Origin of the sequence: Allobosea spartocytisi (assembly GCF_014764685.1) — a bacterium.
Classification (GTDB): Bacteria; Pseudomonadota; Alphaproteobacteria; order Rhizobiales; family Beijerinckiaceae; genus Allobosea; species Allobosea spartocytisi.
Window position 1 is genome coordinate 40,350 of record NZ_JACXWY010000007.1, and the last position, 17,968, is coordinate 58,317.

The window sequence follows — 17,968 nt, forward strand, 5'->3', positions numbered from 1 at the left end:
GCTTAAGGGGTTGGGTTAAAGGAGCGTGATTTCCGCTCTATCGGGGCCAGGATGGCCCCTTTTCTGCATGATGCTTGACGGAATCTTTCAGCCCGATGGCGCATTTTCGGCTTGAAACCGCGGCATTCGCATTCGATAGGGAAGCCATGAGCGCATCCACGCTACCCATCGCCGCCGACCTCCTGAAGGCGGCGAGCGAGAGCTGCCTCGAAGCCGGAAGCCTCGCCCTCGATCTGTTCCGACCGGGAGAGCAGACCGCCGCGCGGACCTGGGCCAAGAGCGGCGGCTCGCCGGTGACGGAAGCCGATATCGGCGTCGACACCTTCCTGCGCGTGCGCCTCTCGGCGCTGCTGCCCGAAGCCGCCTGGCTCTCCGAGGAAACGGTGGACGACGCGCTGCGCCTGACGCGCCGCTTCGTCTGGGTGGTCGACCCGATCGACGGCACGCGCGCCTATATGAGCGGCTCGCCGGACTGGGCCGTCTGCGTGGCGCTGCTCGACGAGGGCGTGCCGATCCTCGGCGTCGTGCATGCTCCGGCCTGCGCCGCAACCTACACCGCCATCGCCGGGAGCGGCGCGAAGCGCAATGGCGAAGCCATCCGGGCTTCGTCGGGCCGGACGCTCGCCGGCGCCAGGATCGCCGGGCCGAAGCCGATGCTCGACGCGCTGGCGCGAGTGCAGCCTTTCGAGGCGGTCGGCAAGATCCCCTCCCTCGCCTTGCGGCTCACCCGCATCGCCGACGGCACGATTGATGCCGGGTTGATCTCGCCCGATGCGCGCGACTGGGACCTCGCCGCGGCCGACCTCGTGCTGCGCGAGGCCGGCGGCCGGCTGAGCGGCGGCGATGGCGGGCCGGTGACCTATAACCGCCCCGTGCCGGTTCACGGCATGCTGGTCGCCAGCTCCGATGCGCTCGCGGCGCCCTTGCTCAATGCTCTCGAGCAATTGCGCGGTCAGCCGCAGCCGAGCTGAACTTTTTCATCTAAGACGCGGCCACCCCGCTCGCGCCCGCGCGCGGGATGGCTTATGGGGGCGCGGACCAATCCTGCTGGAGAGAACGATGAGCGCGGAACCGGACCAGAAGCAGCTTCTCCATCTCGTCTTCGGCGGCGAGCTCGACTCGCTCGACGGCGTCACCTTCAAGGACCTGTCGAAGCTCGACATCGTCGGTATTTTCCCGAACTACGCCAGTGCCCATATGGCCTGGAAGGCCAAGGCGCAGCAAACGGTCGACCAGGCGCAGACACGTTATTTCGTGGTGCATCTGCACCGCCTGCTCGATCCCGACGCGACCAAGGCCTGAGGCCGAGATACCGATTCCCGATTCCGCATCGGGCCGAAAGCCGAAAGCGCTTTTCGGCCCGGTGCATGAGACAAGAGGCAGATGGGTTTTTCGATCCTCAAGACACGCGTGGCGCAGGAAGCGCTCGGCCGGCTTCTGGCCGGCTATCTGCGCCTGGTGCGGCGCACGAACCGGATCGTATTCGAGCCTGCCGACATCTATGACCATGTCCGGCCGGAGCTGCCGGTCATCTATGCGATGTGGCACGGCCAGCACATCATGATCCCCTTCGCGCGGCCGGATTGGATGCCGGCGGCCTCGCTGGTCTCGCGCCATGGCGATGGCGGCTTCAACGCCGTGGCGCTGCGCGAACTCGGCATCGGCTCGATCCGCGGCTCGGGCGCACGCGGCCGCCGGAAGGTGCGCGAGAAGGGCGGCGCCGGCGCCTTCCTCGCCATGGTGAAGCGGCTCGCAGCCGGCGTCTCGATGGTGCTGACGGCCGATATCCCGAAGCAGGCCCGCGTCGCGGGGCCTGGCATCGTGGCGCTGGCGCGCGCCTCCGGCCGGCCGATCCGCGCCGTCGCGGTGGTGACCAGCCGCCGCGTCGATTTCAACAGCTGGGACCGTGCCTCGATCGGCCTGCCCTTCGGGCGCTGCGCCATCGTGGTGGGCGAACCGATCACGATCGCGCGCGACGCCGACGAGGCAACGCAGGAGGCGACGCGGCTCGCCGTGCAGGCCAGCCTCGACGCCGTCCATGCCCGCGCCTATGCGCTCGTCGGCGGCCGGGATCCCGGCGCCGGCCTGCGCGACGAGCAGGAAGCCCGGCGAACTCTGGCCGAGACGCCGGCATGAGCGGCAAGGGCGCCCTGATCCGAAGCTACCGGCTGGCGACCGCCCTGCTCGAACCGGCGGCGGCCGGACTGCTGCAATGGCGCCGCCGCCAGGGCAAGGAGGATGCGGAAAGGCTCTCCGAGCGGCGTGGCTACGCCACCGTCAAGCGTCCGAACCGCCCGCTGGTCTGGCTGCACGGCGCCAGCGTCGGCGAAACCGTGACGCTGCTGCCGCTGATCGCCAGGCTCCAGAAGCGCGGGCTCGCCGTGCTCGTGACCTCCGGCACGGTGACCTCGGCGCGGCTGCTCGCGGCGCGCCTGCCGGCCGGCGCCATCCACCAATATCTCCCGCTCGACGTGCCACGCTACATGCGTCGCTTCCTCGATCACTGGCAGCCGGAACTCTGCCTGATCTGCGAATCCGAGATCTGGCCGAACCTGCTGATCGAGGCGCAGCGCCGCAGCGTCCCGGTCGTGATGGTCAACGGGCGGATGTCGGAACGCTCCTTCGCGCGCTGGTACAAGCGCCCGCGCGCGGCGCGCTTCCTGCTCTCCTGCTTCGAGGCGTGCCTGGCGCAGTCGCAGGCCGATGCGGAGCGGCTGGCGCAGCTCGGCGCGCCACGCGTCAGCGTCGCCGGCAACCTCAAATTCGACGTGCCCGCCCCGCCGGCCGACCCCGACACGCTCGCCATCCTCGACGGCATGACGACGGGGCGCCCGGTCTGGATTGCCGCCAGCACGCATCCGGGCGAGGACGAGCTCGTGCTCTCCGCCCATCTCGCGCTGAGATCCCACCTGCCGAAGCTGCTCACCATCGTCGCCCCGCGCCATCCGCAGCGCGGTGCCGAGATCGAGGCGCTGGCGCAGGCCAACGATGTCGGCGTCGCGCGCCGCGCCGCCGGCGAAAGCCCGGAACGCGATGTCGAATTCTACGTCGCCGATACGCTGAACGAGCTCGGCCTGCTCTACAGGCTGTCGCAGGTCGCCTTCCTCGGCGGCTCGCTGGTGGAAGGCATCGGCGGGCACAACCCGATCGAGCCGGCCAAGCTCGGCTGCGCGCTGCTGCACGGCCCTTACGTGCACAACAATGCCGAGATCTTCGCCGCCTTCGACAGCGACGGCGGTTCGCGCGAGGTCGCCGATGCGCAGGCGCTCGCCGGGGCCGTGCATCGCTGGCTGAGCGACCCGGCCAGCGCCCGGCAAGCGGCGCGCGCGGCGGCGCATACGGCAAGCGAGCTCGGCGGAGCGATCAACCGCACGCTGCAGGCCATCGAGCCGCTCCTGATGCGCGCCGCGCTCGGCCAGCGCGAGAGCGCGCCCTGATGTCTGGATCACAGGCGGGATCCAAGCGAAAAACCGGTTTCCACTTTTTCGCATCCCGCCTCAGTGCGCCGCGCTTCTGGTGGCGCGACCGGCCGGGGCTGCTGGCCCGACTCCTCTCCCCGCTCGGGCTGGTCTATGGCGCGATCACGCTGCGGCGCATGCGCAGGCCCGGCGCGGAAGCAGGCGTGCCGGTGGTCTGCGTCGGCAATTTCATCGCCGGCGGCGCCGGCAAGACGCCGACCGCGATCGCGCTGGCCGGGCTGCTGCGCGCGCGCGGCGAGACGCCCTTCGTACTGATGCGCGGCTATGGCGGGAGCTTGCCCGGCCCGGTCGAGGTCGATCCCGCGCGGCATGGCCCCACCGAGGTCGGCGACGAGGCCGTGCTGATGGCAGGCCATGCCCGCACGGTCATCGCCCGCGACCGCATCGCCGGCGCGGCGCTGGCCCGTACCCGCGGCGCGAGCGTGATCGTCATGGATGACGGCTTGCAGAACCCGGCGCTCGCCAAGCAGTTGCGGCTGGCGGTCGTCGACGGCGCGAGCGGCGTCGGCAACGGCCTCAGCCTGCCGGCGGGGCCGCTGCGGGCACCGCTGGCGGGCCAGCTCGATTGTACCGATGCGGTGATCGTGATCGGACCGGGAGCGGCAGGCGCGCGCGTCGCCGAGGCGGCCGCAAGGCAGGGCAAGGCGGTCATCGCGGCGCGGCTCGAACCCGACGGGCAGATCGCCGGGACGCTGCGCGGACGGAAGGTTCTGGCGCTCTCGGGCATCGGCCGGCCGGAGAAATTCCGTGCCACGCTGGAATCCATCGGCGCGACCGTCGCGGTCGAACGGGCCTTCGGCGACCACCATGCCTATTCGGCATCGGATGTCACCAGCATCATCGCGCAAGCGCGGTCAGGCGACCTGCTTGTCGCCACCACCGAAAAGGACATGACCAAGCTGGCGGCGCTCTGGCCGCAGAGCGAAAGGCAGCGGCTAAGCGTGCTGCCTGTCAGGCTGGTCTTCGACGCGCCGGAGCAGATCGCAAAGCTGCTGGAAACGCCCTCAGCCGCGGCCGGCGCGACGCAGCCTTAGCAGGGCGGCCTCGGGCGAGGCATAGGCTTCCTGCCACTCCACCGACCAGTAGCGCAGATCGTCCAGGCGGATCGGCGCGCCGGTGACGGCGCAGCGCACGAAGCCGCCCGGCTTGATCACGCGGAATTCGCCGTGACCGTAATCGACGACCGCTTCGGGAGCGGGAGTGGGAAGGCGCTCGCTGATATTCATCAAAATCGTATTAAATCATTGATTGCGAAACGGAAAGCCGGGATAATCACTGCGCGGTGTCATTTTCCGGTCGGCGATGTCCAGTGTCCTGCGCCTGCTGGCGCGTGTGGTGTGTCTCGTTCTGCTTGCAACCTCGGCGGTCCATGCCGGCGGCTATGAGCGTGTCTCCATCGCGATGGACGGCGGCCATCTCGACGGCGTTTTCTTCCGCCCGCCGGGGCCGGGGCCGTTTCCGGCGGTCGTCGCATTGCATGGTTGCGGCGGTCTGTGGCGCGAGCAAGGCAAGCTCTCGCTGCGCCATCTGGATTGGGGCGAACGGCTCTCCAATGCGGGCTTCGCCGTGCTGATGCCGGACAGCTATGGCTCGCGCGGGCTCGCCTCGCAATGCGGCGTGAAGGATCTCACCGTCCGGGCCGGGCGCGAGCGGGTCGCCGACACCATGGCCGCCCGCCTCTGGCTGCTGCAGCGCAACGACATCCGGCCCGGCCAGCTCTCCCTGATCGGCTGGTCCGGCGGCGGCTCGACGGTGCTTACCGCCATCCGCAAGGACAGGCAGCCGGCAGACCAGATGCCGGATTTCACAAGGGCGATCGCTTTCTATCCGGGTTGCCGCATCCAGTCGGAATCGCCGAGCTTTGCCGTGCGGATGCCGCTGCTGATCCTGATGGGCGAGGCCGATGACTGGACGCCGGCCGCCCCTTGCGGCTACCTCGCCAAGGCGGCGCAGGCGCGCGGCGAGAAGGTCGAATTCGTGACCTATCCCGGCGCGGTCCATGATTTCGATCATCCCCGCCTCGAGGTGAAGGAGCGCGAGAACGTCGCCTTTTCCGCCAATGGCACCGGCAAGGTGATGGTCGGCACCAACCCGGCCGCGCGGGAGGATGCGCTCAAGCGCGTCGACGCCTTCCTGAAGGCACCTTGATTCCCTTCATGCGGACCGCTCAGCCCTCATCCTGAGGAGCCATTTCGCCGGAAATGGCGCCTCGAAGGATATTTCAGGAAGCCCCGGAGCCATCTGGAGCATCCTTCGAGACGCCGCTGCGCGGCTCCTCGGGATGACAGCTCTAGGCTTTCCAACGGCCTGTCAGAACAAATCGCCCTGAGCGGATTTCGGCGGCTCCGATCGCGGCGCCTCCTTGCGCGCCGGACGGGGCTGCGGCCTCGGTGCGGTTCCGCCGCTCCCGGACACCACGGCGCCGAAGCGGCCGTCGCTGACCTCGACGGTCAAGGCCTGGCCCGCCTGCGCCTGGGTGACGCTGCGGATCAGCGCGCCGGCCTCGTCGCGGATCAGCGCATAGCCGCGGGCGAGCACCGCTTCGGGGCCGAGCGAACGGATCAGCGTCCAGAGCGAGTCGAGGCGGTCCTGCCGGCGATGCAGCCCCTGCGCGAAAGCGCGCGTGGCTCGGTCGGCGAGCAGGTTGCCGCGCTCGCGACGCTGGATCAGGCTCTGGCCGAAGGCGTTGCGCGCTCGCGCTTCGAGCGTCGCCAGCCGGTCGCGGGCATGGGCGATGCGGGTGCGCTCGCTCGTGATCGCGTTGCCGCGCGCGGCGGCCAGCACGCGCGCGAAACCGTCGAGCTGGGCGCGCAGCCGGGCGAGCGCGATGCGCGGCGAGCGGGCCTCGAGCCGGCGCGCCAGACCCTGCAGGGCCTGTTCATGGGCGCGGGCGTTGCGGGCGAGCGCGGGAGCGAGCCGCGTAGCCGCGAGGTCGAGCCGCTGGCGCGGAGCGGAGAGCACCGCCTCCGGCCCCGGAAGCGCGCGCGCCAGGGCGCGCAAATCGCTGCGACGCCGATCCGAGAGCCGGCGCATGGCGCCGCCATGCCGGCGGGCGAGGTCGGCGACCAGCGCCATCAATTCGGCGCGGACCGGCACGACCTTCTCGGCCGCGCCGGTCGGGGTGGGCGCACGCAGATCTGCGGCGAAATCGATCAGCGTCGTATCGGTCTCGTGACCAACGGCCGAGACCAGTGGGATCGTCGAGGCGGCGGCGGCGCGGACCACGGCCTCCTCGTTGAAGCCCATCAGGTCTTCGAGCGAGCCGCCACCGCGCGCGACGATGATGACGTCGGGGCGAGGGATGCGTCCGCCTTCGGGGAGAGCGTTGAAGCCGGTAATGGCGTTGGCGACCTCGGCGGCGCTGGTCTCGCCCTGCACGCGCACCGGCCAGACCAGGACATGGCGGGGAAAGCGATCCTCCAGCCGGTGCAGGATGTCGCGGATGACCGCGCCGGTCGGCGAGGTGACGACGCCGATGACGCGCGGCAGATAGGGGATGAGCTGCTTGCGTTCCTCGGCGAAGAGGCCCTCGGCAGCGAGCCGCTTGCGCCGCTCCTCCAGCAGCGCCATCAGCGCGCCGATGCCGGCCGGCTCCAGCGAATCGATGACGATCTGGTAGCTCGACTTGCCGGCGAAGGTGGTGATCTTGCCGGTGGCGATGACCTCCAGCCCATCCTGCGGACGCGTCTTCAGCCGGCCGAAGACGCCTTTCCAGATCACCGCGTCGATCTTGGCGTTGGTGTCCTTCAGCGAGAAATAGACATGGCCCGAGGCGACCGGGCCGCGATAGCCGGAAATCTCGCCGCGCACGCGCACGAAGCCGAAGGAATCCTCGATGGTGCGCTTCAGCGCGCCGGAGAGGTCCGAGACGGTCCATTCGGGCGCATTGCCTGTGGGAACGGTCGATTCGCTGTTCATGGCCGGACCATAGCGGGCGGACCCGACGAGCAGAAGCGTTGCCGTCGCCGCGCCGGGCAGGTATTGCGCAAGGATCCTTTCGGCCGACCTCAGCCCTCATCCTGAGGAGCCGCGTCAGCGGCGTCTCGAAGGATGGTCCAGGGGGCGCTGGAGCATCCTTCGAGACGCGTTCCTCCGGAACGCTCCTCAGGATGAGGGCTCACAAACCCGCCAATGCGGATGGGAGCCAGCATGAAGATTCTTCTGATCGGTTCGGGGGGCCGCGAACACGCGCTCGCCTGGGCGATATCGGCCTCGCCGCTCTGCGAGCGGCTCTTCATCGCGCCGGGCAATCCCGGCACCGCGCAATGCGGCGAGAACGTTGCGGTCGATATCGCCGATCATGCCGCGGTCGTCGCCTTCTGCCATCTTCAGGCCATCGGCCTTGTCGTCGTCGGCCCGGAAGGGCCGCTGGTCGCCGGCATCGCCGACGATCTCAGGGCCGCCGGCATCAAGGTGTTCGGCCCCTCGAAGGCCGCAGCCCAGCTCGAGGGCTCGAAGGGCTTCACCAAGGAGCTCTGCGCCCAGTTCAACATCCCGACCGCCGCTTTCGGCCGCTTCACCAGCGCCGACACCGCCAAGGCCTATGCCGCCCGCCAGGGCGCGCCGATCGTGGTCAAGGCCGATGGCCTCGCCGCCGGCAAGGGCGTGGTGATGGCCGAGACGCTCGACCAGGCCAATGAAGCGATCGACATGATGTTCTCGGGCGGTCTCGGCAGCGCCGGCGCCGAGGTCGTGATCGAGGAATGGATGATCGGCGAGGAGGCGAGCTTCTTCGCCATCTGCGACGGCACCAATGCGCTGGCGCTCGCCTCGGCGCAGGACCACAAGCGCGTCGGCGACGGCGACACCGGGCCGAATACCGGCGGCATGGGCGCCTATTCGCCCGCCCCCGTGATGACGCCCGCCATGGAAGAGCGCGTCATGGCCGAGATCATCCGGCCGACGCTCGTCGGCATGGCCAAGCGCGGCATGCCCTTCCAGGGCGTGCTCTTCGCCGGGCTGATGATCACCGCCGAGGGGCCGAAGCTGATCGAATACAATGTCCGCTTCGGAGACCCCGAATGCGAGGTGCTGATGCCGCGCCTCAAGAGCGACATCGTGCCGGCCCTGCTCGCGGCCTGCGACGGCGTGCTCGGCTCCTTCGACCTGCGCTGGGCGGAAGAGGCGGCGCTGACCGTCGTGCTCGCCGCGAAGGGCTATCCCGGCAAGCCGGAGACCGGCAGCGTCATCCGCGGCGTCGAGAAGGCGGATGCGCTGGACGACGTCCTCGTCTTCCATGCCGGCACGAAGCTCAGGGAGGGCGAGCTCGTCGCCCATGGCGGGCGCGTGCTCAACGTGGTCGGCCTGGGCAAGAGCGTGCGCGAGGCGCAGGCGAAAGCCTATCAGGCCGTCGACCTGATCGACTGGCCGGAGGGCTTCTGCCGCCGCGACATCGGCTGGCAGGCGGTGAAGCGCGAGCAAGCCTGACAAAACCGGGCACCCCGCACGCCTCAATCTCGGCGATTGCTTCTCCTACGCTCTTGCCAAATCCTTGAACGCTCCCCTGCTTTACAAGGGGGAGGATTTCGGCCGGACGGACATCGTCTCCGCCGCCACGGCAAGGGCGCAGCCATGAGCAACATCGACAGCCTGTTTCCCGGCTTCAAGGCCCATTGGGTCGACGGCCCGGTCGGCAAGATCTTCGCCCGCGTCGGCGGCGAAGGGCCGCCGCTCGTGCTGATCCACGGCTTTCCGCAGACCCATGCCGAATGGCACAAGATCACGCCGGAGCTGGCGAAGACGCATACCGTCGTCTGCCCTGACCTGCGCGGCTATGGCTGGTCGGCCGCGCCGCATGGCGATGGCGGGGCAGCGACCTACACGAAGCGCGGCATGGGCGAGGACATCGTCGCGGTGATGCAGGCGCTCGGCCATCTGCGCTTCGGCGTGATCGGGCATGATCGCGGCGCGCGTGTCGCCTATCGCCTCGCGCTCGACCATCCCGGCCGGGTCGAGCGGCTCGCGCTGCTCGACATCCTGCCGACCGTCTCGATGTGGGAGGGCATGGACGCGGCGCGTGCCATGCAGGTCTATCACTGGACCTTCCTCGCCCAGCCCGAGCCGACGCCTGAAAACCTGCTCAAGGCCGATCCGGTCGGCTGGCTCGACCACACCATCGCCAGCTGGAGCCGGGCGAAGAAGCTCGACCTCTTCGACCCGCTGGCGCTGCGCTCCTACGCCGAATCCTTCAGCGACCCGACACGCATCCACGCGTCCTGCGAGGATTACCGGGCCGGCGCCACCACCGATATCGCGCATGACAAGGCCGATCTCGCCGCAGGCAAGCACATCCTCTGCCCGACGCTGATCCTGTGGGGCGAGGCCGGCATCCCGGCCAAGGGCGCAAGCCCGCTTGAGATCTGGCACGAGACCTTCGCACCGCAGGCGCAAGGGCAAGCGATCGACAGCGGCCATTTCCTGCCGGAAGAGAATCCGCAGGCGACGCTCGCCGCGCTGAAGCCGTTCCTCGCGCAGCCGCTTGCCTGAGCGAACGGCAATGGCCAGATTCGGCTGATGTCGCCGCGCCACGCCGCCCACCGACCCGAAGCCGCGAAGCCTGCCGGCGAATTCGCGCTGGTGCTCGGCGCCGGTGGCGCGCGGGGCTTGAGCCAGATTCCGGTCCTCGAAGCGCTCGACGAGCTCGGCGTGAAGCCTTCGCTGATCGCCGGCTGCTCGATCGGCGCGATCATCGGTGCCGCTTATGCGGCCGGCATCCCGGGCTCCGCCTTGCGCGAGCATGTGCTCGGCAGCTTCCGCGACCGGGCCCGCGTGGTTGCGAAACTGCTCGACGCCCGCATCGGCAAGCTCGCCGATCTGGTGCGCGGCCTCGGCAATCCAGCCCTGATCGATGGCGAACGCCTGCTCGACCTGTTCTGGCCGGAGGCGGTTCCCGACCGTTTCGAGGAACTCGCCATCCCCTTCAGCGCGACGGCGGCCGATTACCACCGCCATGTCGAGGTGACGCTGTCGGAGGGGCCGCTGACGCCGGCGGTCGCCGCCTCGCTCGCCATTCCCGGGCTGGTGCGGCCGGTCGCGCTCGGGGGGCATGTGCTGATCGATGGCGGGGCGATCAATCCCCTGCCCTATGAGCGCCTGCTGGCGCCCGGCCGGATCGTGCTGGCGATCGATGTCAGCGCGCCGCCGCTTGCCACGAGCGACGGCCGCATTCCCGGTGCGATGGAGACGATCGTCGGCGCCTCGCAGATCCTGACCCGCACGCTGGTGCAGCGCATGGTCGAGCGGCAGCCGCCCGACATCCTGATCCGCAGCGGGCTCGACGGGATCGGCGGGCTCGACTTCTTCAAGGCGAAGGCGATCCTCGCCGCCGCCGAGCCGGTCAAGGACGAGGTCAAGCGAGCGCTGGAACGGGCTCTCGCCGCAGCGGGCTGACGGAAGGCTCGGGCGCATCGCAGCGGAAACCGGGCAAGGCGGTTTCGAGCATCGCGCGCCCCTCCTCCGTCAGCGTCACGGCGCGGCTGTCCTTGCGGCGGCGCGTCCAGCCCATCTCGAAGCAGCGGCAGGCGAGCGCGGCGGCAAGATGGCCGGCGAGATGCGGCCGGCGCTCGCTCCAGTCGAGGCAGGGGCGAAGCGCCGCGCGGCGGGTCTTGCCGCTCTGGCCGGGCTCGACGCCGAGCCGGGCGAAAATCGCCTTGCCCGACGAGGTCAGCGCATAGCCTCCCTCGCTGGCAGCGAGATGCCCCCCCGTCATCAGCGCATCGTGAATGCCGATGCCGAGCCGGCCGGCGAAATGGTCGTAGCAGGTGCGGGCGAAGCTCAGCTCGGCCCCGACGCGGGACGGCAGGCGACGCGTCGTTCCTTCCATATTCGCCAGCACCATCAGCCCTTCCAGCGCCGTCGCGACCTCCGGCCCGGCAAGGCGGTAATAGCGATGGCGCCCCTGCGCGGCGACGGCGAGCAAGCCGCCCTGCATCAGCTTGGCGAGATGGCCGCTCGCCGTCTGCGGCGCGACGCCGGCGAGCCAGGCGAGTTCCTTCGCCGTCAGCGCCCGGCCATCCATCAGCGCGTGCAGCATGTTGGCGCGGGCCGGATCGCCCATCAGATGGGCGATCTCCGCGAGATAGGGACCTTGTGCACTCATGGCACCATGATGCGCCGTTCGCGCGCCGCCGCAAGCCAGGACGCTACGGTCAGGGCCGTAGTATCGATCCGAGACAGACCTGCCCCGGAATGCCAGAAGCGGGACATGGACAACACGGCTCTCCTCCTCTTCGTCACCGCGACCTTCGTGCTCGCCGGCTTCGTCAAGGGCGTGATCGGGCTGGGATTGCCGACCATCGCGGTCGGCATCCTCGGCGTCGTCATGGCTCCGGCCCAGGCCGCCGCGCTGCTGGTCGTCCCCAATCTCGTCACCAATGGCTGGCAGATCGCGACCGGGCCGAAGCTCGTCGCGACATTGCGCCGGCTCTGGTCGATGCTCGCCACCATCTGCCTCGGCACCTGGGCCGGCGCCGGCCTGCTGCAGCAGCAGAAGGACGGCAGCGCGACGCTCTGGCTCGGCGCGGCGCTGATTCTCTACGCACTGGTCGGCCTCAAGGCGGCGAAGCTGCGCGTGCCGCCCGGCTGGGAGGTCTGGCTCGGGCCGGTCATCGGCTTCGTCACCGGCGTCGTCACGGCCGCGACCGGCGTCTTCGTTTTGCCGGCCGTGCCCTATCTGCAGGCCCTCGGCTTCGACAAGGACGAGCTGGTGCAGGCGCTCGGCATCTCCTTCATCGTCTCGACGCTGGCGCTCTCCTTCGGGCTGATCGGGGCCGGCGCGCTCAACATGACGGTGGCGTGGCAATCTCTGCTCGCGCTGATCCCCGCTCTCGTGGGAATGGGTGCCGGTCAGTTCGTCCGCAACCGCATCTCGCCCGCGACCTTCAAAATCTGTTTCTTCACAGGCTTGCTGGCGCTGGGCGCCTATCTCTGCTGGCGTGGTCTTGCCTGACGGCGCGTATCTTGCTTGGCTGTCCCTGCCGCTTCGCCTGCCGTTAACCGCTCGCTAACCCTATCAGCGCAGCCTCAACCCGAAGCGACAGGAGCATGCCCCGCTATGGATGCCTTCACCATGGTCATCATGGCCTGCGTCTCGGGAGAGCCGCACTGCACCACCTCACGCATCAGCGAGATGGACTTCACCACCGCGCAGGCCTGCGAGGCGCGCATCGACGACATCACGCGCACCATGACCAAGGAATTCGGCAAGCGCCCCGAGTTCAAGGGGCGGCAGGTGACCTATGACGTCTCCTGCATGGACCGCACCCAGCTCGCCCAGAAGTTCGGCATCACCTCGTCCGATACCTGAGCGGGAATTCGCGGGGCGTCATGCTCGGGCTTGCCCCGAGCATCTCGGAAACCAATGCCCTCTCGGCACGCGATTCTCGGGTCGTCGTTTCGCGCCGCCCGAGAATGACGGGAGGTTCTGGCGCATCGGCTATCGCCGCTCGCGGAAGAACTCCCGCAGCAGCGCCGCCGCCTCGCTCTCGCGCAGGCCACCATAGATTTCGGGCTGATGGTGGCAGGTCGGGCTCTCATAGAGCCTGACGCCGTTCTCGACGGCCCCGCCCTTGGGATCAGCCGCCCCGAAATAAAGCCGCCGGATGCGGGCAAACGAGATCGCCGCCGCGCACATCGGGCAAGGTTCGAGCGTGACGTAGAGATCGCAGCCGATCAGACGCTCGCTGCCGATCGCTTCGCAAGCCAGCCTGAGCGCCAGCATCTCGGCATGGGCGGTGGGATCCTTCAGCTCCAGCGTGCGGTTGCCGGCGCGGGCCAGCACCGCGCCGTCGCGCATCACCACCGCGCCGACCGGCACCTCGCCACGTGCGGCGGCCGCGCGCGCCTCGTCGAAGGCCTGCGTCATGGCATCGGTCACGGAAGGTGCTTGCGACAGAGACATCGAAAAACCCCAGCTTTGGCGCTCGCGGCGAGGAAAAGCCTCTGCTACAAGCGCCGGTCATAGCGAATAAGCGAGCCAGGCCCTTCCCGCAAAGCGGATGTGCAAAGGCCGGGCTCAGGAGCAGTCATGAAAGACGACGACAACAGCAGAGGCCGCGGCCCCCGCAAGGGCGGCGGAGCCGGCGGCCGTGGCGACGGCAAAGGTTTCGGTGGCAAAGGTTTCGGCGGCAAGAGCTTCGGTGGCAAGGGCCCGGGAAGCAGGAGCCCGGCTGGCCGCAGCGGCGAGGGTCGCGCGCCGGCCCGCGACGGCGCCGAGCGCAAGAGCTTTGGCGAAGCCGGCGAGCGCCGCTCGTTTCGCGGCCATTCGGAGGGGGCTGAGCGCCCTGCCCGCCGCTTCGACAAGCCGGCCGAAGGTCGCGCCCCGCGCGCCGAGCGCCCCGCAGGCGACAGGCCCGCGCGGTTCAGGCCCGAGGGTGGGGCCCGTCCCTTCCGCGAACGCACCGGCGAGGACCGCCCCCGTCGCAGCGAGCGCGACGGCGAACGTCACGCCGAACGCCCCTTCCGCGCGCGCGGCGAGGCGGGAGACCGGGCGGAGCGTCCGGCACGGGGCGGGTTCGGCCGCCCGCCGCGCCGCAACGAGACCGGCGACGGCGAAAGGCGCTTCGAGCGTCCGCGCCCGCAACGGGCAGAGCGCGAGCCCCATCGTGAGGACCGGCCACGCCGCCCGCGCGAGGAGGCGCCCACGGAAGGCAAGCTGATCGCAGCGCAGGAGCCGGAGCGGATCGCCAAGGTGATGGCGCGCGCCGGCGTCGCTTCGCGGCGCGACAGCGAAGCGATGATCGCCGAGGGCCGCGTCAGCGTGAACGGCACGGTGCTGGAAAGCCCCGCCCTCGACGTCAAGCCGACCGACGTCGTGCTGGTCGATGGCGAGCCGCTGCCGGCGCGCGAGCGCACCCGGCTCTGGCTCTACCACAAGCCGCGCGGCCTCGTGACCACCAACTTCGACCCGGAAGGCCGCCCGACCGTGTTCGAGGCGCTGCCGGAAGACCTGCCGCGCGTGCTCTCGATCGGCCGGCTCGACATCAACACCGAAGGGCTCCTGCTGCTCACCAATGATGGCGGGCTGGCGCGGGTGCTGGAGCTGCCCGAGACCGGCTGGCTCCGGCGCTATCGCGTGCGCGCCTTCGGCGAAGTCACGCAGGACAAGCTCGACACGGTTCGGGACGGCGTCGAGATCGACGGCATCCATTATGGGCCGGTGATCGCCCGCTTCGAGCGCCAGCAGGGCTTCAACACCTGGCTGACCGTCGATCTGCGCGAGGGCAAGAACCGCGAGGTCAAGACCGTGCTCGAACATCTCGGGCTCGCGGTGAACCGGCTGATCCGCATCTCCTTCGGGCCTTTCCAGCTCGGCGAGATCGCGGAAGGCGAGGTCGAGGAAATCCGCTCGCGCGTGCTGCAGGACCAGCTCGGGATCGAGCTCGCGGCCAAGGCCGGTGCCGATTTCGAGGCGCCGCGCCGCGACATGCTGCCGACCGCGCCGCCCCGCGCCCCGGCCGGGGACGATCGTCCGCGTCGACGTCGCGACGAAGCCCGCCGCGACGACGAGAGCCCACGCCAGCTCCCGCGCGGCGACAAGCCCTGGACCCGAACCGTCTGGCGCGACGCCGAGGCCGCGCCGCAGCGCGAGCGCAAGGCGCCGCCCCGGCGCGGCGCCGATCCGAAGCTGGAACGCGAGAGCCGCGAGGCGACCGGCACGGTCGCGCGCAAGCGCGACAAGGCGATCGCCGACCCCAAGGGCCGGCGCGTGCTGGTCGAGCGCATCAGCGCCGCGCCGCGCGAGGAAACCGCCCAACCGGAGAGCCGGCGCAGGCCGGACCGCAAGCCCCGCAACGAGCGCGGCAGCGAGGATCGCGCGCCGCGCTCCTTCGAGCGCAGCGGCGGCGACAGGCCGGCGCGGCGCCCACGCGAGGAGGCCGGCGGACGCGACCGCTCCGATGAGCGCCCCTGGCAGGACCGCGCGCCGCGCGGCGAACGCCCCGAGCGCGCGCCGCGTGACGGCGCCGAGCGCCCTGCCCGCCGCTTCAGCGAACGGCCGGCCGGCGACAAGCCGCGCGGCCGCAGCTTCGGCGACAGGCCCGGCGGCGGCGAGAAGAGCTTCGGCGCCCGCTCCTCCGAACGCCCGGCCGGGCGCAGCAGCGGCGAGCGCGGCGGCGGCAAGCCGTTCGGCGCGCGCCCGTTCGGCGGCAAGCCGGGCGGCGGCGGACGTCCTGGCGGCGGCAAGGGCCCGCGTCCCGGCGGCCCGCGAGGCAAGCGCGACTAAGCGATGCGGATCGTCGGCGGACGTCTCGGCGGCCGGCCATTGGCCGGCCCGAAACCGGGGATCGGCAGCATCAGGCCGACCTCGGACCGCCTGCGCGAATCCCTCTTCAACGTGCTCGTCCATGCCTATGACGAGGCGGTCGAGGGTGCGCGCGTGCTCGACCTCTTCGCCGGCACGGGCGCGCTTGGCTTCGAGGCGCTCTCGCGCGGGGCGGGCTTCGCGCTGCTGGTCGATGACGGCACCGAAGCGCGCGGCCTGATCCGCGAGAACCAGATGGCGCTGGGGCTGGCCGGCTTCAGTCGGATCTTCCGCCGCGATGCGACGAAGCTCGGGCCGATCACCGGCATGGCGCCCTTCGGCCTCGTCTTCTGCGACCCGCCCTATCGCAAGGGGCTGGGCGAGAAGGCGCTGGCGTCGGCCCGCGATGGCGGCTGGCTGGAAAAGGACGCGCTCGTCGTGCTGGAAGAGGCCGCGGATGCCGAGCTTGTCTTGCCGGAGGGTTTCGAAGAGCTCGAGCGGCGAGCCTATGGCGAGACGCAGGTGGTGATGCTCCGGGCCTTGTAACCCGCGCGAAGCGCTGAGCGGGGGTTGGCGGCGACTTTATCCCCGGCCCCGCTGACGTGCTTAAGCTCCGTATCCGTCGCGGAGATCACACGCACGGATGCCCCTTCTCTCATCGATACAAGACCGGGCGCGAGCCGCTCGGCTGCGCCAAAGCAGGATCGCCAGCAATCTCGCCGGTGAGCGCATGATGCGTGCGCTCGCGCGGCTGGGAACGCCCGTCGGAAAGGCGGGCTTCAACGAAAATCAGCCCCGCGTTCCCGGTGGCAATGGGCGCGACAGCGGACGATGGAGGTATGTCGAGGGCTACGCACAGAGCCGGTAGCCCGGCATCGGCGACAATGGCGGCCCGTCGCTGGATCCGCCCAAGGACCCATCGAAAGATCGGTCATCGAAGATCAAGGCCGCCAAGGCGCTGGCCAAGGCAATCGCGCGCCAGGCGCTGAGACGCGCCGGCCCGATCGGCGCCGTCGTCACGGCGATCGAAGCAGGGCACTGGCTCTATACGGAGTGGCCCTCGATCCGCTCCTACCAGGACCAGCCGAAATCGCTTGAAGAGCTCAAGGAACAGGCCGGTAAGAAGCGACCAGGCTATGACGACCATCATATCGTCGAGCAAGGCGCGGGCGGACGCGAAGGTTTTCCGCGCTCCGGCATCGACGGCGTCGACAACGTTGTCAGTATTCCGCGATACAAGCATCATGAGATCACAGGATGGTACAGTCGCCCCAATCTGGAATTCGGGATGCAAGCGCCGCGTGACTACCTTCTTGGTCGAGACTGGTCCGAGCATGTCCGGGTGGGTCACCAAGCGCTACGGCAGTTCAAGGTGCTGAAATGAGCCGAAAGCACGATCTCAAGTCGCTGTCGAATGCAGAAATCCTTCAACTCTTCGAGCAGCTCTGCATCGAGCAATATGACGCCATCGAAGGCAACGAGAACGCGCGAGCCAACCGCCTGATCACAAGTACTTTTGCCATGGAAAACGAGCTCAAGTCTCGCCCGGGTGACCAAAGGCGCATCCTCATGAAGCTGTTCGGCCACCCCAACATGCAGGTTCGCTTGGCTGCCGCACGTGCCAATCTCGCCGTGGATTACCTAGCCGCGCGACGTGAGCTTGAAGCCATCATCGACGAGCAATGGTTTCCGCAGGCCGGCGACGCCGGCATGACACTTTGGAATCTCGACCGCGGCTTCTACCGCCCGACCTGACCCTCACCCCCGCCTTGCCGCCTCGATCGCCGCCACGTCGATCTTGCGCATGTCCATCATCGCGGTGAAGGCGCGCTTGGCTTCCTCGCCGCCGGCCGCCATGGCCTCGGTCAGCACGCGCGGCGTGATCTGCCAGTTGACGCCCCATTTGTCCTTGCACCAGCCGCAGGCGCTTTCCTGGCCGCCATTGCCGACGATGGCGTTCCAGTAGCGGTCGGTTTCGGCCTGGTCGTCCGTCGCGATCTGGAAGGAGAAGGCCTCGCTCTGCTTGAAGGCCGGCCCGCCATTGAGCCCGATACAGGGGATGCCGGCGACGGTGAAATGGACGACCAGCACGTCGCCCGCCTTGCCGGAGGGGAAATCCGTCGGCGCGCGATGCACGGCCTGCACGGCGCTGTCGGGAAAGGTCTCGGCGTAGAAGCGCGCCGCGGCTTCGGCATCCTTCTCGTACCAGACGCAGATCGTGTTCTTGGCGATGGCCATGGTTCGTCCCTTC

Annotated in this window: 19 protein-coding genes; 14 read left to right on the forward strand and 5 right to left on the reverse strand. The window is 69.6% G+C overall.

All coding sequences use genetic code 11. From position 1 onward, the window contains the following. Window positions 1-146 precede the first annotated feature (146 nt). The 5 genes from IED13_RS13115 to lpxK all read left to right on the forward strand — a co-directional run bounded on the left by IED13_RS13115 (window position 147) and on the right by lpxK (window position 4,513). Window positions 147-971, forward strand: a complete 825-nt coding sequence (locus IED13_RS13115; protein WP_112762930.1) for a 3'(2'),5'-bisphosphate nucleotidase CysQ — start codon at window positions 147-149, stop codon at window positions 969-971. Between the two features lie 88 nt (window positions 972-1,059). Next, a complete protein-coding gene (locus IED13_RS13120; protein WP_038360861.1) occupies window positions 1,060-1,302 on the forward strand; it encodes a DUF4170 domain-containing protein in 243 nt (80 codons plus the stop codon). Between the two features lie 81 nt (window positions 1,303-1,383). Beyond that, on the forward strand, window positions 1,384-2,136 hold the full coding sequence (locus IED13_RS13125; RefSeq protein ID WP_191124425.1) for a lysophospholipid acyltransferase family protein: 753 nt from the start codon (window positions 1,384-1,386) through the stop codon (window positions 2,134-2,136). Beyond that, window positions 2,133-3,437: a 3-deoxy-D-manno-octulosonic acid transferase gene (locus IED13_RS13130; protein ID WP_112762932.1), complete on the forward strand. Its 1,305-nt coding sequence runs from the start codon at window positions 2,133-2,135 to the stop codon at window positions 3,435-3,437. The genes IED13_RS13125 and IED13_RS13130 overlap by 4 nt, the downstream gene beginning before the upstream one ends. After that, window positions 3,437-4,513 (forward strand): tetraacyldisaccharide 4'-kinase, encoded by a 1,077-nt coding sequence (gene lpxK, locus IED13_RS13135; protein WP_191124426.1) that lies wholly within the window; start codon window positions 3,437-3,439, stop codon window positions 4,511-4,513. The genes IED13_RS13130 and lpxK overlap by 1 nt, the downstream gene beginning before the upstream one ends. On the opposite strand, the gene IED13_RS13140 is transcribed toward lpxK, so the two are convergent. Then, window positions 4,484-4,705 (reverse strand): DUF2093 domain-containing protein, encoded by a 222-nt coding sequence (locus IED13_RS13140; protein WP_038360852.1) that lies wholly within the window; start codon window positions 4,703-4,705, stop codon window positions 4,484-4,486. The two genes, lpxK and IED13_RS13140, sit on opposite strands and share 30 nt — an antisense overlap. 76 nt (window positions 4,706-4,781) lie before the next feature. Here IED13_RS13140 and IED13_RS13145 point away from each other — a divergent pair, with 76 nt between their 5' ends. Next, entirely contained in the window at window positions 4,782-5,627 is an 846-nt protein-coding gene (locus tag IED13_RS13145) for a dienelactone hydrolase family protein (RefSeq protein WP_191124427.1), read from the forward strand. A 162-nt stretch (window positions 5,628-5,789) separates the two neighbouring features. Here IED13_RS13145 and xseA read toward each other — a convergent pair whose 3' ends face one another. Continuing rightward, entirely contained in the window at window positions 5,790-7,397 is a 1,608-nt protein-coding gene (xseA, locus tag IED13_RS13150; RefSeq protein ID WP_142020129.1) for an exodeoxyribonuclease VII large subunit, read from the reverse strand. Between the two features lie 231 nt (window positions 7,398-7,628). Here xseA and purD point away from each other — a divergent pair, with 231 nt between their 5' ends. From purD to IED13_RS13165, 3 genes are all read left to right on the forward strand, one after another. Beyond that, the gene (gene purD, locus IED13_RS13155; RefSeq protein WP_191124428.1) at window positions 7,629-8,906 is read left to right on the forward strand and encodes a phosphoribosylamine--glycine ligase; all 1,278 of its coding nucleotides are present in this window, start codon (window positions 7,629-7,631) and stop codon (window positions 8,904-8,906) included. A gap of 144 nt (window positions 8,907-9,050) precedes the next feature. Next, window positions 9,051-9,965 carry an alpha/beta fold hydrolase gene (locus IED13_RS13160; RefSeq protein ID WP_191124429.1) on the forward strand — a complete coding sequence of 305 codons (915 nt, stop codon included), beginning with the start codon at window positions 9,051-9,053 and terminating at the stop codon, window positions 9,963-9,965. 27 nt (window positions 9,966-9,992) lie between these two features. Further along, entirely contained in the window at window positions 9,993-10,868 is an 876-nt protein-coding gene (locus IED13_RS13165) for a patatin-like phospholipase family protein (RefSeq protein ID WP_191124430.1), read from the forward strand. On the opposite strand, the gene IED13_RS13170 is transcribed toward IED13_RS13165, so the two are convergent. Further along, complete coding sequence (locus IED13_RS13170) at window positions 10,828-11,577, reverse strand: ArsR/SmtB family transcription factor (protein WP_191124431.1); 750 nt, start codon at window positions 11,575-11,577, stop codon at window positions 10,828-10,830. The genes IED13_RS13165 and IED13_RS13170 overlap by 41 nt on opposite strands. A gap of 105 nt (window positions 11,578-11,682) precedes the next feature. On the opposite strand from IED13_RS13170, the gene IED13_RS13175 reads away from it, so the two are divergent. Together IED13_RS13175 and IED13_RS13180 are read left to right on the forward strand one after the other, a co-directional pair. Then, window positions 11,683-12,426, forward strand: coding sequence for a sulfite exporter TauE/SafE family protein (locus tag IED13_RS13175; RefSeq protein ID WP_191124432.1), 744 nt, complete (start codon window positions 11,683-11,685; stop codon window positions 12,424-12,426). Window positions 12,427-12,531: 105 nt separating this feature from the next. After that, entirely contained in the window at window positions 12,532-12,783 is a 252-nt protein-coding gene (locus tag IED13_RS13180) for a hypothetical protein (RefSeq protein WP_038360843.1), read from the forward strand. A 129-nt stretch (window positions 12,784-12,912) separates the two neighbouring features. On the opposite strand, the gene IED13_RS13185 is transcribed toward IED13_RS13180, so the two are convergent. Then, the gene (locus IED13_RS13185) at window positions 12,913-13,341 is read right to left on the reverse strand and encodes a nucleoside deaminase (protein ID WP_191124558.1); all 429 of its coding nucleotides are present in this window, start codon (window positions 13,339-13,341) and stop codon (window positions 12,913-12,915) included. 162 nt (window positions 13,342-13,503) lie between these two features. On the opposite strand from IED13_RS13185, the gene IED13_RS13190 reads away from it, so the two are divergent. The 3 genes from IED13_RS13190 to IED13_RS13200 all read left to right on the forward strand — a co-directional run bounded on the left by IED13_RS13190 (window position 13,504) and on the right by IED13_RS13200 (window position 17,472). Beyond that, window positions 13,504-15,699: a pseudouridine synthase gene (locus IED13_RS13190; RefSeq protein WP_191124433.1), complete on the forward strand. Its 2,196-nt coding sequence runs from the start codon at window positions 13,504-13,506 to the stop codon at window positions 15,697-15,699. A gap of 3 nt (window positions 15,700-15,702) precedes the next feature. Then, the gene (gene rsmD, locus IED13_RS13195) at window positions 15,703-16,263 is read left to right on the forward strand and encodes a 16S rRNA (guanine(966)-N(2))-methyltransferase RsmD (protein ID WP_191124434.1); all 561 of its coding nucleotides are present in this window, start codon (window positions 15,703-15,705) and stop codon (window positions 16,261-16,263) included. A gap of 834 nt (window positions 16,264-17,097) precedes the next feature. Beyond that, entirely contained in the window at window positions 17,098-17,472 is a 375-nt protein-coding gene (locus IED13_RS13200) for a DUF2019 domain-containing protein (RefSeq protein ID WP_191124435.1), read from the forward strand. A 3-nt stretch (window positions 17,473-17,475) separates the two neighbouring features. Here the strand turns inward: IED13_RS13200 and IED13_RS13205 are convergent, their stop codons facing one another. Continuing rightward, the gene (locus IED13_RS13205) at window positions 17,476-17,955 is read right to left on the reverse strand and encodes a VOC family protein (RefSeq protein ID WP_038360837.1); all 480 of its coding nucleotides are present in this window, start codon (window positions 17,953-17,955) and stop codon (window positions 17,476-17,478) included. Window positions 17,956-17,968 lie beyond the last annotated feature (13 nt).

What these genes read in the sequence shown, in the direction of transcription:
- IED13_RS13115 (WP_112762930.1), top strand. Translation starts at nt 147, where the DNA reads ATGAGCGCATCCACGCTACCCATCGCCGCCGACCTCCTGAAGGCGGCG.
- IED13_RS13120 (WP_038360861.1), top strand. Translation starts at nt 1,060, where the DNA reads ATGAGCGCGGAACCGGACCAGAAGCAGCTTCTCCATCTCGTCTTCGGC.
- IED13_RS13125 (WP_191124425.1), top strand. Translation starts at nt 1,384, where the DNA reads ATGGGTTTTTCGATCCTCAAGACACGCGTGGCGCAGGAAGCGCTCGGC.
- IED13_RS13130 (WP_112762932.1), top strand. Translation starts at nt 2,133, where the DNA reads ATGAGCGGCAAGGGCGCCCTGATCCGAAGCTACCGGCTGGCGACCGCC.
- lpxK (WP_191124426.1), top strand. Translation starts at nt 3,437, where the DNA reads ATGTCTGGATCACAGGCGGGATCCAAGCGAAAAACCGGTTTCCACTTT.
- IED13_RS13140 (WP_038360852.1), bottom strand. Translation starts at nt 4,705, where the DNA reads ATGAATATCAGCGAGCGCCTTCCCACTCCCGCTCCCGAAGCGGTCGTC.
- IED13_RS13145 (WP_191124427.1), top strand. Translation starts at nt 4,782, where the DNA reads ATGTCCAGTGTCCTGCGCCTGCTGGCGCGTGTGGTGTGTCTCGTTCTG.
- xseA (WP_142020129.1), bottom strand. Translation starts at nt 7,397, where the DNA reads ATGAACAGCGAATCGACCGTTCCCACAGGCAATGCGCCCGAATGGACC.
- purD (WP_191124428.1), top strand. Translation starts at nt 7,629, where the DNA reads ATGAAGATTCTTCTGATCGGTTCGGGGGGCCGCGAACACGCGCTCGCC.
- IED13_RS13160 (WP_191124429.1), top strand. Translation starts at nt 9,051, where the DNA reads ATGAGCAACATCGACAGCCTGTTTCCCGGCTTCAAGGCCCATTGGGTC.
- IED13_RS13165 (WP_191124430.1), top strand. Translation starts at nt 9,993, where the DNA reads ATGTCGCCGCGCCACGCCGCCCACCGACCCGAAGCCGCGAAGCCTGCC.
- IED13_RS13170 (WP_191124431.1), bottom strand. Translation starts at nt 11,577, where the DNA reads ATGAGTGCACAAGGTCCCTATCTCGCGGAGATCGCCCATCTGATGGGC.
- IED13_RS13175 (WP_191124432.1), top strand. Translation starts at nt 11,683, where the DNA reads ATGGACAACACGGCTCTCCTCCTCTTCGTCACCGCGACCTTCGTGCTC.
- IED13_RS13180 (WP_038360843.1), top strand. Translation starts at nt 12,532, where the DNA reads ATGGATGCCTTCACCATGGTCATCATGGCCTGCGTCTCGGGAGAGCCG.
- IED13_RS13185 (WP_191124558.1), bottom strand. Translation starts at nt 13,341, where the DNA reads ATGACGCAGGCCTTCGACGAGGCGCGCGCGGCCGCCGCACGTGGCGAG.
- IED13_RS13190 (WP_191124433.1), top strand. Translation starts at nt 13,504, where the DNA reads ATGAAAGACGACGACAACAGCAGAGGCCGCGGCCCCCGCAAGGGCGGC.
- rsmD (WP_191124434.1), top strand. Translation starts at nt 15,703, where the DNA reads ATGCGGATCGTCGGCGGACGTCTCGGCGGCCGGCCATTGGCCGGCCCG.
- IED13_RS13200 (WP_191124435.1), top strand. Translation starts at nt 17,098, where the DNA reads ATGAGCCGAAAGCACGATCTCAAGTCGCTGTCGAATGCAGAAATCCTT.
- IED13_RS13205 (WP_038360837.1), bottom strand. Translation starts at nt 17,955, where the DNA reads ATGGCCATCGCCAAGAACACGATCTGCGTCTGGTACGAGAAGGATGCC.